We start from the raw sequence: 16,485 nt of genomic DNA, 5'->3' as shown, positions 1-16,485 counted from the left end.
CAGAAGAACCGGGGCTTGTCACATGACGACACCACACCTTTATCGAATCATTCTTCCGGTAGCTGATATCGAGAAGGCCGCACAGTTTTACAGCGCAGTACTCGAGTCGGACGGCGAGCGAATCTCTCCAGGGCGACACTACTTCGATTGCGGCGGCACGATCCTGGCCTGCTACGATCCGCAAGCCGACGGTGACCCCGTGGGTGACGGGTGGCGATTCCACGAGAATCAGTACCTCTACTTTTCTGTGGCAGACCTTGACGCAGTCCATGCTCGCATCGAAACGGCCGGCGGTCGGGTTCTTTCCGGCGTCGAAACAATGCCATGGGGCGAGCGCATGTTTTACGCTGAGGACCCATTCGGTAGTCGAATCAGTTTTGTCGAGGAAGGCACGTTATTCACCGGGGCCGACGTGAAAGACCAATAGTGCGAGTCGCAATTCTTCTGTTGAACGCAGGACGAGGCAGCGGCGAAGTGGCGCGGCAGCAGGCGCACTATCTGGCGTCGAGTGGTTGTCAGGTCCACTTCATGCACCCGTGTGTCGGAAGCGGCGTGCCAGGTGCAATCAACATGGACATCGCGCTTCACACGTCCATCACTCCGGTTCACGAGTACTTACCTTCATCGGGACAAGCGCAGGAACAGGTTTCCGGCATGTCGTTCGAACGTGCCGCTGCCTACCTCCGTGACTACGAGCGTGCCCTGGAGTCGATCATCGAAGATGTCGATATCGTCCTCGGCCATCACGCCAACATCAGCGCCATTGCGACCGCCAACGTGGCTCGTCGGGCCGGGAAACCCTACGTGCTCTTTCTCCACGGCACGGGAATAGAGCCCCGCCACCATGGAGGGTACGACGATCGGATCTGGTCACTGATCCAGGATGCCATCGAGAACGCGCATGGAATTCTCGTCACTACCGAGTACGTCCGCGACCGACTCGTCCGCAATCTTGTCGAGATCCCTCTGGAGCGTTTCCTGGTGCTTCCGTGCGGCATCGACCTGGACGAGTTCTGCCCCGGCAGGGACGCTGAGGTCGCATCCAGGTATGCGCTACCCGAGACGTACGTGATCTGCCCCGGCGCGCTGACCGAGTCGAAGGGGCCCCAGAACGTCGTTGAGGCGACCCGGGAGTACGCGGCTCTCGCGCCGACGATCTTCATCGGAGGCGGCGAGCTACGTCAACAGCTCGAGGCCGACTTGAATGGCCGCGGCAAGCTGTTGGGTTTCGTGTCCGCCGAGGACAAGGCAGCCCTCATCAACGCCGCGACGATACTGACGGCGGCTCCCGAGAAGAAGGAGCACTTCGGCATCATCTACGCCGAGGGGTTGGCGGCCGGAACGCCAACCGTGGCCTATGAGGGCGGCGGGGTTTCCTCGATCGTCACGCCCGAGGCTGGAATCCTCACTCAACGGGACCCCAGGTCGTTGGGGTGTGCGGTCAGCGCGTTGCTGGCCGACCCGGAAAGGCTCAAGTCGATGGCGACTGCAGGACGGACGAGGGCGGAGGAACACTTCTCGTGGACAATGCTGGGGGAGCGGCTGCAGCGGTGGCTTACCCACCTGGCGTGAGAGGGTCATGAATGAACCGTAATGCGATGCAAGGATTGTTCTTCTTGGCGGGGATCGCCCTCGTGATCGTGGGGTTCAACAACCAACGCCCTCTGGTGTTTGTGGGCGTAGGCCTCATGGTTCTTGCCGTCATTGGCCGGGTTATGGGCAAGAAGGGCGATTGATCGACCGCAACGGCTCCGAGTTCTCCGACTAGCCGACTGAGCCAGACTCGCGCTAAGCTGGGTTTTCCCACATAGACCATGCCGGCAGGAGACACTCGAATGAAAGACGAAGAACAGATTCGCGCCACGATCCAGACGTACTTCGACTGCATGTACGAATCCAGCGCCGAGAAAGCGCACGCCGCATTTCACCAGGACGCCAGGATCGCGGGGTACCTGGAGGATGGCCTGCACCAGATGACCGTGAAGGACTTCGCAGATTTTGTGGCCAGCCAGCAACCGTCGCCCAAGGAGCAGGGCGAGCCGGCCCGACTCGACGTCCTTTCAGTTGATATCGCCGGGAACACGGCGTCCGTCAAGGTCCGCGACGATTACCTCGGCATGACATTCATGGACTCGATTTCGATGCTCAAGGCGGATGGCAAGTGGAGTATCTACAACAAGCTGTTTCACGTTGAAGGCGCCTGCAAGTAGTAGGGTGACGGCGAATAGCCCCAACGGCGTTGCCGATCATAGAGCTTGCAAAACTCGCCCCTCTCCCCGGATACTTGTCGCGCGTTAGCTTCGCCTCTGGGCATCGAGCGACAGGAGCAACAGATGAACAAGTATGGAGCAGAGTTTTTCGGGACGTTCTGGCTCGTCCTTGGCGGCTGCGGCAGTGCAGTCCTGGCCGCCGCGTTCCCTGAAGTCGGCATCGGACTCCTGGGCGTCTCATTGGCGTTCGGTCTGACGGTGCTGACGATGGCGTTTGCGATCGGGCACATTTCCGGTTGCCACCTCAATCCGGCGGTCTCCATCGGACTGTGGGCCGGGGGGCGTTTTCCGGGAAACCAGCTACCGGCTTACATCGTCGCTCAGGTCCTGGGCGCGGTTGCCGGCGGCGGCGTGCTCTATCTGATCGCCAGCGGGCAGGCCGGCTTCGATGTCTCTGCCGGCTTCGCCTCCAACGGCTATGGCGCCCACTCGCCGGGTGGCTACTCCATGCTGGCGGCCCTGATCGCGGAAATCGTCATGACGATGATGTTCCTGATCATCATTCTGGGCGCGACCGACAAACGCGCGCCGAAGGGCTTTGCACCGATCGCCATCGGACTGGGCCTCACCCTGATCCATCTGATCAGCATTCCGGTAACCAACACGTCGGTGAACCCCGCGCGAAGCACGGGTGTGGCGCTGTTCGTCGGTGATTGGGCAACCGCGCAGCTGTGGTTGTTCTGGGTCGCGCCGATCATCGGTGGTGTCCTGGGCGCGGCGATCTATCGCTTCATCGGCAAGGACGAGGACTGACCAGAGGATTACCTAATCGATGATTCCGGCACGCGAAGCACTCGATCGGCTACGCGAGGGAAACCGGCGCTTCGCGTCGGACCTGCGGAGCCACGACACGCCGGTCAGCCGATCACGGCGAACCGAGCTGGCGACGAAGCAACAGCCCTTCGCGATCGTCCTCGGCTGTGCGGACTCGCGCGTGCCGGCGGAACTGGTGTTCGACCAGGGTCTTGGCGACCTGTTCGTGATCCGCGTCGCCGGGAACATCGCTGCCTCCTCGCAGATCGGCAGCGTCGAGTTTGCTGCCGCCAACTTCGGCACTCGGCTGGTGGTGGTGCTGGGGCATTCCCGTTGCGGAGCCGTTCAGGCGACCGTCGATGAATTGAGGCTTCCTGCGGAGAGTCCGTCGCCGCATCTCCTTGCGATCGTGGAACGCATCCGGCCGTCGGTCGAGGGGTTACTGGCTAGAGAGCCCGAGCAAGGCATGGACATGCTTGTCGAGCATGCGGTTCGGGCCAACATCGCCGCTTCCGTGAAGACTCTTCTCGACGAATCCGAAGTTCTGCAGCAACTCATCAAGGACGACGGACTCCTGGTGGTCGGCGCCGAGTACTCGCTGGATAGCGGAGTCGTGGAGTTCTTCGACTACGAACAATGAACGACGTGACGCGAAGATGATTCAGGCGAAACACCTCTGTGCGTTCGGATTGATCGTCGCGACCCTTGCAGGCGGATGTGGGAGCTTCCGGCCCAACAGCTCCCGGGCGTTCGTCGAGTGGGCTACAGACCATGCCGTCCCCATCGAGGACCTCGACTCCCCTCTTCCCGAACCCTCCATGCAGTCGCTCCGTGACGCGATCGGCACCGCGCGAGTCGTCGGTATCGGGGAGAGTCGCCACGACACACGGGAGCAGCTACTTCTCAAGGGGTTGCTCGTAAAGCACATGATCGTGGAGCTGGGATTTCAGGCGCTGATCCTCGAGGAGAGTTTTCCGCATGCCGAGATGCTCGACCACTACGTCACCACCGGCGAAGGAGACCTACGGACGATCATGAATCGTCTAGCCGGTTGGTATGTGTGGGACACGGAGGAGATGCTGGAGTTCTTCAAATGGATCCGGCAAGCCAACGTGCATCGCCCTCCCGATCGGATGGTGCGGATCTATGGCATGGATATCACGGCACCCGCCCCCGGGGTGCGGGCGGTACTGGATCATCTGTACGCGGCCGGCGTGACCGTCCCGTTCGACGAGTACTCTCTCGGGTTGGATCTACAAGAGGGAGACCACTGGCCCGCGACGTGGGAGAGGTACGCGTCGGCATCCGACGAACGACGATTCCAGCTGACGAACAACTACGAAGCCCTGATGACACTCGTGAACGAACTCGAGGGTACTCACGAGTACACACGTCGGCTGGGAGAGCTCGGAAGAACGGGGAACCTGTTCTTCTCGTCTTCGAGCCGGGAAGAGGGTGGGGTGATCCGCGAACGCGGAATGGCCGACACGGTGCACTGGATCCTCGATCATCAGATGGCGGGAGACAAGGCCATCGTCTGGGCTCACAACCTGCATGTCGCCAGGAGTTCTTTCCGGATGCCCGGCCTTGCAGAGGGCGACCTCATTCCGATGGGTGTTCATCTCGACAAGAGCCTCGGAGACCACTACCTCGCGATCGGCGCTACGTTCGGGACCGGATCCTACCCGGCGGATCTCCCCCCGGGTGAGCGCGTGTTTGAGGTCGCTCCAAACGACGCGATGGACCGCGCGCTCGACGCGCTCCACATTCCATACTTCTTCCTCGACCTACGTGACACGGAAGATAGCTCGACGGCTGCCCAGTGGTTGCAGCAGAACCGTGAGTGGGTCGCCCAGGACGCAACGGCGTCCCTGACTCCCGGTGACGCCTTCGACCTGGTGTATTTTGTGAATGAGATTTCACGCGCCCAACCGACACCCGCCGCATTGGAGCGGTTCCAGTCGATCGGGCCATAGTTTCGAGGTGCGCATGTTTACTGTGACACGAGTCGGTGATAACCGCGTGGATATCGAGATGAGCGGAAAGTTGGACTCCGAGCACATGAAGACTGCGCTGGACGAAATGGTCAGCAAGTCCGAGGGAATCGAAAACGGCACGATGCTGTACGACATCGTGGATTTTCGTTTCCCTTCCATCGGAGCCATCGGGATCGAATTCTCACGTCTCCCTTCGATGTTCCGGCTCATGAAACGATTCGATCGAGCTGCCGTCCTCGCGGACAAGGCATGGCTGAGAATCGCAAGTGAAATTGAAGGGGCGGCGTACCCGGGCCTGGAGATCAAGACCTTCACGAGAGATCAGCGGACGGAAGCAGAGACCTGGCTTCGGACATGAAACAAGCAAATACGTATCTGGAAGCAGTCTTCGTCGGTGGAATCGCCGGCATCGTCGTACTTGGACTCGTGGGTCGCATCGCGACCGCCGTCGTCGCACAAGCGATGGGGCAGCCGACGAATTTCACCCTTTCGGGGTTGCTCGAGGTCACCGTCGTCGGAGCGGTTGTAGGCGCGCTCGGTGGAGCCCTCTTCCTTTTTCTGAGAGAGCGGCTCACGTTTCCCGGCTTGATGCCCGCGATCGTTGTCGGAGCGGTCGTTTTCGCCGCTTCGATCTTCGTGCCATGGCTAAGTGGTCGCATGGAACTCGCGACCCTGGGTGCGTCCCCGGCGACGCTCGTTGTGGCGGCCCTGGTCTGCCTGGGCTACGGCGTAACCGTTCATGGGATACTTGCCAGGCTTCGCTGATACCAACATGGTTCTGGACCCGAGGAGCCAGTGTGATGAATCCCGTCAGAAAAACCTGCTCACTCCTACTCGTGGTCGTCGCCGGGATCGGCCACCTCGCAGCAACCGAGCCTGCCGAGGCCTGGGTCGAGACGATCCAATCACCCCAGTACGTTGCCCTCTACGTCGAGGACGTCGACCGGTCGGTGGTCTGGTACCGAACCGTCTTTGGCTTGCGTCCGCTCGGCGGCTCTGCGGCAGACGACGGCTCGTGGCGCATCGAGAATCTCGGAAACAAACAGCTTCTTGTCGAGATCATCCGTGACGGTCGAGCGAAACAGGTCGACCGAGCGCTGGGATTTCGCAAGGTGGGGTTTCATGTACCGGATGTAGAGAAGGTCGCCGAGCGGGTCGCACAAGCCACCGGCGAACGTCCGTCCATCGTAGAGTTCGAAGAGTTACGGCAGCGGATCCTGCAGATCCGTGACCCGGACGGCAACGTCATCCAACTCATGTCTCCCCTCCACGAGAAGTGATGGAGCCGTACTCTGCTCAGGCTCGGGATAGAATCTCGATGCTTGCGCGGGCCGACGGCCCATCGAGGGCGCCAAACCCATGCAGGAATGCGATGTGCCCAAACTCCGCGTCTCTGAGTTGTTGGATCCGATCGGCGACGAGTCCCTCATCGCCGATCGGCGCAATACCCTGGGCCCTCATCATCTCGTAAGCGGCACCCGGTTCCAGATCGACATCCGCCATCGCCTTCAGGACCCTGGCGATACACGGGCCACCGATCCGTTCCGTGTCGGTCTCCGTACCCGCCGCGAAACCGAAGACGACCACGACCGCCTCCGCCGAGTCCTTTTCGTGACCGCCCTCCGCAAGCCCCTTGCGATGCGCCTCGACCTGCTCAGTCAGTTCCTGGATTCCGCCTGTCCGGGGTGTCGCCAGCGTAAGGAGGTTGTGTCCCTCGACCCCGATCTCGAACGAGCGCTCCGCCGACATGGATGCGACGTAGATGGGTGGCGACGGCGTCTGGACGACCGGCAGATTCAAGGTGTCATATCCCTTGTTGCAGGCTTGTGACCGGCGGAACCGGCCGAGGATCTCGGCAAGCGATCGGCTAAAAACCGCGTGTCGTTCGTCGGGATCGACCCCGACGCCGAGAAGCTCGAACTCGTTGCCCGACCCCACGCCGAGGTTCAGGCGACCGTCGGAGAGCGAATCGACCAGCGCGTAGTCCTCGGCGATGCTCAACGCCGGACGCATCGGAAGGACCGAAACGGCGGGACCGAGGCGCAGCGTGGTGGTTCGCTCGGCGATCGCAGCAAGCAAGACGGCCGGATTCGGGACGATGCCTAGCTGGTGGAAGTGATGTTCGGCGATCCACACCGTGTCGAATCCGAGCCGCTCGGCCAGGACCGCCTGGTCGACCGTTTCGTGCAAGCGGTCTGCGACGGACGCGTCCGTCGAGTCAGGGTGGTGATCGAGGAGAAAGAACAAGGAGCGCTTCATCGGTTCTCCGGCACGAAGCCTGGATACTGAATTATTCAGGATCTCGCATTCTATCCCGACCCCTGACGTAAGATGGCCGGAACCATGGAGGAAGCCAAACCATGAATCCCATCGTACGAAATATCCTGGCCGTCATCGCCGGTTTCATCGTCGGCAGCCTGGTCAACATGGGACTGGTCAACATCGGCCCGTCGATCGTCCCGCTCCCCGAGGGTGCGGACGTTTCCACCATGGAGACTCTCCGCGAGAGCATGAAGTTGTTCACACCCGTTAATTTCATCTTCCCGTTCCTGGCGCACGCGCTCGGAACTCTCGTCGGCGCATTCGTCGCCGCCAAACTCGCGGTCAGCCACAAGATGAAGTTCGCCATCGGTATCGGCGTGTTCTTTCTACTCGGCGGCATCACGGCGATCAGCATGATCGGCGGCCCCCCGTGGTTCAACGTGACCGATCTCGTGCTGGCCTACATTCCGATGGGATACCTCGGAGGCATCCTCGCCGGCGGCGCCGCACGAAAGTAAGCGTGCGATGGGCACCTTTGTCGAGACCGTCACGATTGACGCTTCGGTCGACGACGTCTGGAACGCGCTTTCCGATATCGGCGCGATCCACCGTTGGAATCCGGGGGTTGAGGACTCGCGTCTGACGACGACGGGAGACGTCACCCTCGGGTCCGCGCGACGCTGCGAGCTGGGTGGCAAGAACTATCTCGACGAGACGGTCGTCGAGTGGGTTCCCGGTGAGCGGCTCACCATGCGAATCGTCGGGACGAATCTCCCGTTCAAGTCCGCGGATATCGGATTCACGCTGGCGGGCTACGATCGAGGGACCCGGGTCTGTGTGTCTCCGGTGTACAGACTCAAGTTCGGACCGATCGGCGCATTACTGGATATCCTGGTCGTACGACGGCAGTACCGTAGAGGGATGGCGAGTTTGCTCCGGGGGCTGAAGAGACACGTCGAGGCGACGGACCGATGAAGAAGCCTCTCATCATCATCGCGGTGATCCTGTTGGTGTGGCTCATCCTGATCGGCATCCGTCCCGACAGGCCCGCGGTCGAAGGGTCCGCCGAGACACCCGACGGGCCGGTATTCCGCGTGAGCGTCATCAAGCCGCTTTCCGGTCGTCCTCTCGGAGGTCTGTTCGGGCTCATCCCGGCCAGGGACCTGGGCTTCGACATCGAGAATCCCGGCGCCGAGGTAGGCCAGGTCAGGCACGACCGTCTCGAACTTACCGCCGGTGACTGGAATCTCTTCATCGCAACCGACGACGCGGGGAAGGTCACATCCGACACGCACCTCGTGGTCCCGCTGGATCTCGGTGGCCGGGATCGGATACTGAACTGCCGACCGGCGGATCCGGCGGTGGGACATCTCGTAAGCGCCCCGCGCGTGGATGACGAGGGGTTCGACGGCGAATTCAGGATCGAACTCTCCACCTGCGCGATTGCCGAGACGGGAAAGCTCATCAACTGGCCACCGGCACCGCTGACAGTCGTCGGTAGCTTCCACCAACTCAGCCCCGGTGAGCCGACCCCATGGAACGGCGACGTGCAGACCTACGGGGCCCTCCGCGGGATGTTTCACGAAGACCAGACCGGAGAGATGGTCGCACTATCGTCCCTGCTCCCGGACACGGAACTCTATGCAGTAGGCGCACTCGCCGACCTCGCGGGAGAGGTCACCGTGATCGGAGGCGAGGCTTACCTCTCGTACCCCGATGAAGCGGGCGGAACACGAACCGAGCAGACACGTCAATCGGACGTCGGCGCGACGTTGCTTGTGGTTACGGCTGTACCGAGTTGGCGCGACGTCGTGACCGAACACGCGATCCCGTTCGACGAACTGGACGACGCGATCGCGAAACTCGCGACGGTATCCGGCATGGACCTCGACGGGCGGATCCCCTTCCTGCTGGAGGGCACCTTCGACGATTTGCAGTGGCACGTAATCGACGGCAGTCGGTTGATCTCAGGCGGCTCGTCACACAAGGACCACCAGGCGGCCTCTGTCATCGAACGACGGGATCGGGCGTCGGCGACCCTCGTCGGCTTCTACTCGAGTAGCGACCAGGGGGTCTTCACGCACATGGGCTCAAAAACGCATATCCACTGCGTCCTCGACGAGCCGCTCTCCAGCGGGCACGTCGATGGTGTTGTCATCCCAGCTGGAACCACAGTACGATTCCCCGCGATCGCCCTTCGCTGAAAACTCCGATAGTCCTGGAGGTATCACTCATGACCGTTCCCGAGTACACCATCTACTACCTCGAGATCGTCACCCCCGACATCGAGGCGGCCTGCAAATTGTACGGCCATGCGTACGGCTGGCAGTTCGAACCCAAGGGTCCCGAGTGGGGCGGATCGGTCGTCGCAAAACTACCGGGCGGTTCCCTGTGCGGCATTCGAGCCCCGCTGCACGAGCAGGAGAACCCGGTCGTGCGCACCTACCTCCGGGTGACCGATATCGACAGCGCGGTCCAGGAGGCCGAGAAACTGGGCGCCACCATCGCCCTGCCGCCGATGGAGATGCCAGGTGCCGGAAAGATAGCGATCTATCTGTTCGGTGGTATCGAGCAGGGACTGTGGCAGGTCCCGTGACATGAGGGCGCTATCCATTGCAGTCTTGATGTTCGTCGCGACGTTCGCCGGCGTCAGCGCAGGAGAGACACCCATGACGCAAACCGCGAGCGGCTCATTCGTCGTTTCCATGAAGCCTCTGGACTTCGAGGGGTCCGACCCCGAATCCAAGTTGGGAAGAATGTCCATCGACAAGGAGATCACCGGCGACCTGACGGCAACCACGGTGGGTCAGATGCTCAGCGCGATGTCCGACACCGAGGGGTCTGCCGGCTACGTCGCAATCGAACAGGTAACCGGTACGCTACACGGAAGACGAGGGTCCTTCGTCCTGCAACATACCGGCACCATGAATCGCGGCGCACCCTCCCTTGCCGTGACCGTTGTACCGGACTCGGGCACCGGAGACCTGGTCGGCCTCGAAGGTGAGTTCACGATAAACGTAGAAGACGGTAAACACCTCTACGAATTCAATTATCGATTACCTGCATTGAATGGCGACAAGTCGCCATAAGTTAGGCGCCACTAACGCTTGAGAAACTTCCCGAGCAACCCAGCGCCATGCTTCGCAAGGTCTTTCAAATCGACATCGCCGTCGCCGTCGCTGTCGAGTAAACCACTCAGCGCACCCATCGCGGCAGGCTGCTTCTTCTCGAGACTGCGACGCTCGTCACCCAGCAACGCCGCCAGACCCGACGAGTCCATGCCCCGCTCACGCTTCTGCTTCCCGAGCGCACCCATAACGATCGGCGCCAGCGTTGCAAGCAGGCCACCCGCCGCGCCCTTGTCGATCCCCGTCGCCTGACTCAGACCGTTCTGTACCGAGTCGCGCTTGCCACCGAAGATGTGACCCAGGATCTTTTCGCCGTCTCCACGGCCGGCACCACCCAGGGCCGAACCCAGTTGGTCCATGACGCTGCCGTCATGTTTCTTTTCGAGCGCCCGATTCAGCGCCTGCGCGCCGTCATCGCTTGAACTGTTCTTCGCCAACGCACCCAACAGGGCCGAGATGGCTGCACCGGCTGCGGGGCCTGTCTTGGCCTCATCGGAATTCAGACCGCGGCTGAGATTCTTGAGATTTCCGCCACTGGCCAACTGTCCCATGATCGATTCCATCAAAGATGCCATGACACCGTTCCTCCGTCTGCGTGTTGAGCCTACCCGTCTGCCACTGCCCGCAAGTCTATCAGCGCGCGCGCAAATCGGCTATCGCATACGCGTGGCTCGTAGGGTCACCGGCGAGACTCTGGATCCGCACTTCGACTGCATCGATCTCATCGGCTTTCTTCGTCTGCCCGATCGCGAACTTGGCAATCTCTCGGGCGTGACTCTCGGGTGTCGCTCCGTCAGGAACGAAATGATCCATCAGGCTGATGCCGAGGGTGCGGCCGTTTTCGCCGGCGTCGTAACTCATCTCCGGCTTCGTTCCATACTCCGATTCCAGCTGCGCACCGATGGACGCCAGCTCACCGACTCGAAACATCGTCGTCCGGGTCTTCTCGGACTGCGCACTAACGGCTTGACTGAATCGTGTCGATACCGCATCCCAGTTCCAGGCAACAAACACGCCCAGTCCCACAACAAACAGCGCCCCAAACCCAAGGCATCCGATCACGCGTCTTGCTTTCACCTTCACACCTCGTCCCGCAGGCTGATAGTCTAACCACGATAGGTGCCTCTTCCCAGAAAATAGGAATCGACATGAACAAGCGAACCTGGTTGATCGTCATGATGGGTGTTGCGCTGCTCGGCGGCTGCAGCTCCAGCGAGCCCGAAGTCACCCTCACCATCGAAGAGCCCCTTCACTGGACCTTCGATCCGGGAATGATCTTCCCGGCCGACCGATCCCTCCATCGCGCGGAAGACGGTGTCGCGCTTCCCGACGGACGGTTGATCGTGGTCGATCAGATCGACGGCCTGCGACTGATTGAAACAGACGGCTCCAGCCGACCGTTCGGCAAGCTCCATGAGGCAGGCTACCGACACGATCCACCCGCGTTTGCCGGAGGCCCCAACGGCATCAACCTGACCCCATCGGGCACCCACGTTCTTGTCAGCGACGTTTTCCAGGGCGGCATCTACCGCGTCGAGATATCCACTGAGGCCACGGAGCGGATCCACGAGCATGAGTTCGGCGTCAACAGCACCCGGGCCGACAGCCACGGCGGCATCTGGTTCAGCCAGTCGACCCGCAACGAGCCCGAGAACGGCGAGGCCAATCTCTTCCGTTCGGTGGCGGTGCCGGTTCCCGACGGGACGGTCTTCTACCTTCCTCCCGGCGGTGCGGGGGAACCGGTCGTCGTCATCGACGGTCTTCACTTCTCGAACGGTATCGCCCTGGACGAGTCGGCGGGTCTGCTCTACGTCTCCGAGACCATGCGCAGCCAGGTCTGGCGTGTCGAGGTGGACGTGACGACCGGAACGGTGCGGGGCAAGTCACGCTTCATCGATGTCGACCACCCCGACAATCTCGAGCTCGATCACCGTGGCCAACTCTGGATCGCCTCACCCATCCGAAACGAGATCAGCGTCTTCGACCCGATCACCGGAACCACCGAGTCCGTCTTTCGGATCTCGACTCCGGAGAGCGAGGCCCAGCTGGCGGCCATCGGAGAGCGGCAGGCGGCCAACGCGTCGTGGCTCGATCTGTTTACCCCGCCGCTCTGGGAACCGGCGCCAGGACCCATCACCGGCATGATCGTGTCGCCCAACGACGGCCCGGTCTACGCCACCGGACTGGGGAACGCCCTGATCCGCCTGGATCGCTAACGAATAAAGACGGGAGTCCCCGTGTACCAAGGTCTGCAATCAACACAACGGGAGTCCACACAGCCATGATCCAAGTCAAGGAACAGAACAACGCCACACCCCTCTGCCCCCATTGCTCCGAGACCATCGGTGAGATCTGGTTCCGGCAACTTTCGGGGATGTTCGGTCGTCGCTACGTCTACTTCTGCTCCGCCTGCCGCAAGGTGTTGGGCGTCTCCCATCGCAAGGGCTTCTGGATGGGATAACATCCGCGGATGGCATCGACCGTACTGAAAGCGATCCTCCGCATCATGGGCACGTCGGCCCTGACCGCCTGGATCTTCGTCGCCGCGCCCTACGCGTGGATGAACCGGATCAACGAGATGCTGGGGATGGGAACCTTACCGGATACACCGGTCGTGGGCTACCTCGCCCGCTCCAACTCCGCGCTCTACGCCATGCTCGGCGGGCTGTTCTGGGTCCTGTCGTTGGATCTGCCGCGCTACCGCCCGGTGTTGAGTTACCTGGGAGTCGGGATGGGACTGCTGGGTGCCGCGCTTCTGGCCGTGGACTACGGGGAAGGCATGCCGCTGCTCTGGATACTGTGGGAGGGCCCGTTCCTGATGGCCGTCGGTGCGACCGTCCACCTGCTCAGCCGTCGTCTCCCCGACGACCCGTCGTAAGGGTCTCTGCATGGCATCGTCGCGATTGAGCCCATTGTTTCGTAGACGCCTGATCTGGGTCGTGGCGATCGTGACCTGGATCGGGCTGTGGGTCACTCCCGCCCTTTCCGAGTCAGGGACGCCCCGTTACGCGCTGGATCGAATCAAGAAGGTTCATCTAACAACAAGCGACAAGGTCCGGTTGGCGGCGATCTACCTGCCGCCGGAGGACGTGACGGTCAAGCGACCGGCGTTGCTGTTGCTTCACGGTTGGGGAATGCACAAGGAGCGTTGGGTCGAGTCGGGGTTTCTGTCCTACATGGCGAAAGACGAATACCACTTCCTCGCCATCGACATCCGCGGCCGCGGCAAGTCGGGGTCCGGCGATGCCGAGGCTCTCAAGAAGGACCCGACCCTCGCCTACCGCGACATCGAGGCGGCGCTTAAGTGGCTGGCGACGAAGAAGGGTGTCGACATCGACCGAGTCGGATTGGTGGGGAGCTCTTTCGGTGCCAACCTGTCCACGTCCGGGTTGATGAGTCAGGAGTGGAACGTTCGCACCGTCGTCTCGCTGTCCGCGACGGCATCGGCCTATCGATATCTCGAGATTCACGAACAACGGCAACCGCTGCCATCGGGACTGTTCATCGCCAGCGACAACGAGCTGGCTCGTTACGACGCAGCGGCGACGGCGAAACGACTGGTGACGGACACCTCCGGGGAACATGAACTCAAGATCTACCCGGGAAAGGTTCATGCCCTGTGGCTGTTCGAGTTACGGGATGACATTCGACCGGTCGTCGCGGACTGGCTTCGAGAACGGTTGCAGGATCAGCCCATCACGACGAAGTAGCCGACGTAGAACACGAACCAGAAGCCGACGTGCACCATCCGACGACGACGAAGCGTCATCTCCTTCAACGGCCCCTTGCAAATCGCACCGGCGATGAAGGTGACCAACAGGAAGCGGATCGCCCTTGCCGGCACGGTCAGCACAACAAACGCCGCCAGGTTGCCGCCTAGCTCGCCCCAGGCCACGGCGTAGATCTTGTACGGCACCCCGCGAAACCCACCCAGCACCATCGAGGAGAGACCCTCGCTGGATACCGCATGGCGAACACTCTCGATCAGCTCCTTCTGGATTCCCGGAATGGCGTCCAGCACGCCGTACGCGGCGCCACTGCCTGCCTGCCCCCACAGCCACATCACGACCCCACCGACCATCGCGCCGAGCACCGCCGCCCCACTGGCGCGATACCCACGTGTCGATCGATCGAGGGCGTACCAACTCAGGAGGACGTCGGGAACGACGAACCACAGGGTCGCCTCGGCGAAGCCCCAGATCGCCGCGACCCGTGTGGGGCTCAACGCAGTTCCGCCAACGCGCGCCGACATCGATTAACGATGGTGACCAGGAGCAACAGCGTCATGGCGATCAGGAGATAGTCGACCCAACGACCGGGCGATACGCCCACACCCAGCAGCAACGCCAGCAGTCCGATGAGGAACGCACGATCGCTCTTCCCCATCGGCCCGTCATACCGACGGCCGGCACCGATCTGCACCGCCACCACACCGGCCATCTCGCTGATTACGGCCAGCGTCGTCATCACGACAACCCACACGGCGGGAATCCCCGGCACAAACGCCAGCGAGAGATAGATCATGCCGTCGGAGATCACGTCCCCCAGTTCGTTCAGGATTCCACCCAGCGGACTCTGCATCTGATGCTCGCGGGCCAGCATGCCGTCGATGGCGTTCAGCGCCATCCGCACCAGCAGGCCGACCGGCAACAGCCACAACGGCCAGCGGACGGTCGGAAACAACGCGATCGAGCCGCCGAGGAGACCCGAGAGAACGATCGCCGCGACAGTCACGTGGTTGGCGGTCACACCGATACCGGCCAATCCGCGACAGATCGGCCGCAGCAGATTCTGGAACGCCGGCTTCAGGTCGTAGATCGTCATCGAAGCCCGTGGAACCAGCGGATCATGTGGAACAGCAGCGGGGCAACGAAGATCAGGCTGTCGATGCGATCCAGAATGCCGCCATGTCCCGGCAATAGCGTGCCCATATCCTTGGTACCCAGATCCCGCTTGATGAAGCTGATGGCCAGATCCCCCAGCTGCCCACCCACCCCGACGATGAGCCCGGTCAGCAGCAGGTCCCGTGTGCCGAAATGGGGAAACGAGAACTGAAGCAGCCAGGGCAGCAGCATCGAGACCGCCAACGCACCGAGCGAGCCCTCGACGGTCTTGTTGGGGCTGATCTCCGAACGTAGCGGGCGACGCCCGAACATCTTCCCGAACGTAAACGCGGCGACATCGTTGACCTCGACCGCGAACACGACGAACAACAGGTAGCCGATCGAGTGCGGCGTGTTGGCCAGGAAACCGAGATGACCAAACATCCAGCCGAGGTAGATGAACGACAGGATCGTCAGGGCCACGGTCTGCAGTTGGCCACGGGCGCGATTACGGAGGATCGGCACCAGCAACACGATCGCCACGAAGTAGGCCGGTGCCGCCATGTAGAGCCCGTACCAGCCGGGAAGACCGGTACGCGGTTGCTCGACCAGCGTGAGAGTCCCCAGCGCCAGGATGCCCGCGTAGACCAGACCACTCATCGTGCGATCGCGGCTCAATCCAGTTGCCCGGGCGAACTCGCGGAAGCCCATCAGAGCCAGCAGCGTCACGCCGACGATGGTTGCCTGTCGTCCGAGACCGATGAAGACCACGACCAGCGGCGCCATGATCCACCAGCCCCGGTAGGTTGCCCAGATCGAGGCCACGCGCTTTCTCAAGACGAAGGTCACGAACGTCAGAATCAGACCGGCGGCCAGCAGCACGCCGCCGATGATCGTCAAGTAACGCAGAAAGATCGGATCCCGCATGGTCCCTCGTCTCGGGGTTCTATCCTATCCCGGTCCGCTGCCGAGTGGCAGATCTCGTTGGGCACCGCTTATACTGGCCCGGACGTTGGAGCCTGCAGGCGAGACCATGCACAGGACCTTTTCAATGACTCCCTTATCGGGCACGGCGCGCCGTTTTGCGCGGGTGGCGCTATTCCTGTGCACGGTGTTCCTCGTCGTCGGCTGTAGCCCGCAGCCCGTAACGGCCCCCAGCGACTTCGACGCCGACTCCCTCGAGGTCGTCGAGGACCTGGCCGAGTCCCTGGCCAACGACCTGCTGGCCCTCTCGGTGGCCGTGCGCGACGGC

26 protein-coding genes are annotated in these 16,485 nt (G+C 62.0%); 20 read left to right on the top strand and 6 right to left on the bottom strand.

Annotation, left to right across the window (positions count from 1 at the left end; genetic code table 11):
• The first annotated feature begins 22 nt into the window (after positions 1-22).
• From OES25_13865 to OES25_13820, 10 genes are all read left to right on the top strand, one after another.
• Positions 23-427: a VOC family protein gene (locus OES25_13865; GenBank protein MDH3628728.1), complete on the top strand. Its 405-nt coding sequence runs from the start codon at positions 23-25 to the stop codon at positions 425-427.
• Between the two features lie 20 nt (positions 428-447).
• A complete protein-coding gene (locus OES25_13860; protein MDH3628727.1) occupies positions 448-1,572 on the top strand; it encodes a glycosyltransferase family 4 protein in 1,125 nt (374 codons plus the stop codon).
• Positions 1,573-1,583: 11 nt separating this feature from the next.
• Positions 1,584-1,736, top strand: a complete 153-nt coding sequence (locus OES25_13855) for a hypothetical protein (protein ID MDH3628726.1) — start codon at positions 1,584-1,586, stop codon at positions 1,734-1,736.
• A gap of 99 nt (positions 1,737-1,835) precedes the next feature.
• Positions 1,836-2,210: a nuclear transport factor 2 family protein gene (locus tag OES25_13850; GenBank protein ID MDH3628725.1), complete on the top strand. Its 375-nt coding sequence runs from the start codon at positions 1,836-1,838 to the stop codon at positions 2,208-2,210.
• A 123-nt stretch (positions 2,211-2,333) separates the two neighbouring features.
• Entirely contained in the window at positions 2,334-3,023 is a 690-nt protein-coding gene (gene aqpZ, locus OES25_13845; GenBank protein MDH3628724.1) for an aquaporin Z, read from the top strand.
• Positions 3,024-3,042: 19 nt separating this feature from the next.
• A complete protein-coding gene (locus tag OES25_13840; protein MDH3628723.1) occupies positions 3,043-3,663 on the top strand; it encodes a carbonic anhydrase in 621 nt (206 codons plus the stop codon).
• A 16-nt stretch (positions 3,664-3,679) separates the two neighbouring features.
• Positions 3,680-4,999, top strand: coding sequence for an erythromycin esterase family protein (locus OES25_13835; protein ID MDH3628722.1), 1,320 nt, complete (start codon positions 3,680-3,682; stop codon positions 4,997-4,999).
• Positions 5,000-5,012: 13 nt separating this feature from the next.
• Positions 5,013-5,378: an STAS/SEC14 domain-containing protein gene (locus OES25_13830; GenBank protein MDH3628721.1), complete on the top strand. Its 366-nt coding sequence runs from the start codon at positions 5,013-5,015 to the stop codon at positions 5,376-5,378.
• Complete coding sequence (locus OES25_13825) at positions 5,375-5,785, top strand: hypothetical protein (protein MDH3628720.1); 411 nt, start codon at positions 5,375-5,377, stop codon at positions 5,783-5,785. Before OES25_13830 ends, OES25_13825 begins: the two co-directional genes overlap by 4 nt.
• Before the next feature lie 35 nt (positions 5,786-5,820).
• A complete protein-coding gene (locus OES25_13820) occupies positions 5,821-6,300 on the top strand; it encodes a VOC family protein (GenBank protein ID MDH3628719.1) in 480 nt (159 codons plus the stop codon).
• A 16-nt stretch (positions 6,301-6,316) separates the two neighbouring features.
• Here OES25_13820 and OES25_13815 read toward each other — a convergent pair whose 3' ends face one another.
• Positions 6,317-7,279 (bottom strand): LLM class flavin-dependent oxidoreductase, encoded by a 963-nt coding sequence (locus tag OES25_13815; protein ID MDH3628718.1) that lies wholly within the window; start codon positions 7,277-7,279, stop codon positions 6,317-6,319.
• 101 nt (positions 7,280-7,380) lie between these two features.
• Here OES25_13815 and OES25_13810 point away from each other — a divergent pair, with 101 nt between their 5' ends.
• From OES25_13810 to OES25_13790, 5 genes are all read left to right on the top strand, one after another.
• On the top strand, positions 7,381-7,800 hold the full coding sequence (locus OES25_13810) for a hypothetical protein (GenBank protein MDH3628717.1): 420 nt from the start codon (positions 7,381-7,383) through the stop codon (positions 7,798-7,800).
• Positions 7,801-7,807: 7 nt separating this feature from the next.
• Positions 7,808-8,257 (top strand): SRPBCC family protein, encoded by a 450-nt coding sequence (locus OES25_13805; protein MDH3628716.1) that lies wholly within the window; start codon positions 7,808-7,810, stop codon positions 8,255-8,257.
• On the top strand, positions 8,254-9,486 hold the full coding sequence (locus OES25_13800; GenBank protein MDH3628715.1) for a hypothetical protein: 1,233 nt from the start codon (positions 8,254-8,256) through the stop codon (positions 9,484-9,486). Before OES25_13805 ends, OES25_13800 begins: the two co-directional genes overlap by 4 nt.
• 29 nt (positions 9,487-9,515) lie before the next feature.
• The gene (locus tag OES25_13795; protein ID MDH3628714.1) at positions 9,516-9,878 is read left to right on the top strand and encodes a hydroxylase; all 363 of its coding nucleotides are present in this window, start codon (positions 9,516-9,518) and stop codon (positions 9,876-9,878) included.
• Between the two features lie 73 nt (positions 9,879-9,951).
• Positions 9,952-10,371, top strand: coding sequence for a DUF3224 domain-containing protein (locus tag OES25_13790; GenBank protein MDH3628713.1), 420 nt, complete (start codon positions 9,952-9,954; stop codon positions 10,369-10,371).
• An 11-nt stretch (positions 10,372-10,382) separates the two neighbouring features.
• Here the strand turns inward: OES25_13790 and OES25_13785 are convergent, their stop codons facing one another.
• Together OES25_13785 and OES25_13780 are read right to left on the bottom strand one after the other, a co-directional pair.
• Positions 10,383-10,985 carry a DUF937 domain-containing protein gene (locus OES25_13785; protein MDH3628712.1) on the bottom strand — a complete coding sequence of 201 codons (603 nt, stop codon included), beginning with the start codon at positions 10,983-10,985 and terminating at the stop codon, positions 10,383-10,385.
• A gap of 58 nt (positions 10,986-11,043) precedes the next feature.
• Entirely contained in the window at positions 11,044-11,487 is a 444-nt protein-coding gene (locus OES25_13780) for a hypothetical protein (GenBank protein ID MDH3628711.1), read from the bottom strand.
• A 71-nt stretch (positions 11,488-11,558) separates the two neighbouring features.
• Here OES25_13780 and OES25_13775 point away from each other — a divergent pair, with 71 nt between their 5' ends.
• The 4 genes from OES25_13775 to OES25_13760 all read left to right on the top strand — a co-directional run bounded on the left by OES25_13775 (position 11,559) and on the right by OES25_13760 (position 14,120).
• Positions 11,559-12,626, top strand: coding sequence for an SMP-30/gluconolactonase/LRE family protein (locus OES25_13775; protein ID MDH3628710.1), 1,068 nt, complete (start codon positions 11,559-11,561; stop codon positions 12,624-12,626).
• Between the two features lie 65 nt (positions 12,627-12,691).
• The gene (locus OES25_13770) at positions 12,692-12,871 is read left to right on the top strand and encodes a hypothetical protein (protein MDH3628709.1); all 180 of its coding nucleotides are present in this window, start codon (positions 12,692-12,694) and stop codon (positions 12,869-12,871) included.
• Positions 12,872-12,880: 9 nt separating this feature from the next.
• Positions 12,881-13,288, top strand: coding sequence for a hypothetical protein (locus OES25_13765; GenBank protein MDH3628708.1), 408 nt, complete (start codon positions 12,881-12,883; stop codon positions 13,286-13,288).
• A 34-nt stretch (positions 13,289-13,322) separates the two neighbouring features.
• The gene (locus tag OES25_13760; protein ID MDH3628707.1) at positions 13,323-14,120 is read left to right on the top strand and encodes an alpha/beta hydrolase; all 798 of its coding nucleotides are present in this window, start codon (positions 13,323-13,325) and stop codon (positions 14,118-14,120) included.
• Here OES25_13760 and OES25_13755 read toward each other — a convergent pair.
• From OES25_13755 to OES25_13745, 3 genes are read right to left on the bottom strand one after another with little or no spacing between them, the layout of a single operon-like run.
• Positions 14,099-14,662 (bottom strand): hypothetical protein, encoded by a 564-nt coding sequence (locus OES25_13755; GenBank protein MDH3628706.1) that lies wholly within the window; start codon positions 14,660-14,662, stop codon positions 14,099-14,101. The two genes, OES25_13760 and OES25_13755, sit on opposite strands and share 22 nt — an antisense overlap.
• Positions 14,632-15,234: a CDP-alcohol phosphatidyltransferase family protein gene (locus tag OES25_13750; GenBank protein MDH3628705.1), complete on the bottom strand. Its 603-nt coding sequence runs from the start codon at positions 15,232-15,234 to the stop codon at positions 14,632-14,634. The genes OES25_13755 and OES25_13750 overlap by 31 nt, the downstream gene beginning before the upstream one ends.
• On the bottom strand, positions 15,231-16,160 hold the full coding sequence (locus OES25_13745; GenBank protein MDH3628704.1) for a phosphatidate cytidylyltransferase: 930 nt from the start codon (positions 16,158-16,160) through the stop codon (positions 15,231-15,233). The genes OES25_13750 and OES25_13745 overlap by 4 nt, the downstream gene beginning before the upstream one ends.
• 124 nt (positions 16,161-16,284) lie before the next feature.
• On the opposite strand from OES25_13745, the gene OES25_13740 reads away from it, so the two are divergent.
• Positions 16,285-16,485: hypothetical protein (locus OES25_13740; GenBank protein MDH3628703.1), on the top strand; the 201-nt coding region annotated here is incomplete at its 3' end.

The organism is Acidobacteriota bacterium (genome assembly GCA_029861955.1).
Lineage (GTDB): Bacteria > Acidobacteriota > Polarisedimenticolia > Polarisedimenticolales > Polarisedimenticolaceae > JAOTYK01.
Note: the sequence above shows the minus strand (reverse complement) of the source record. Positions and strands in the feature narration are given on the sequence as shown.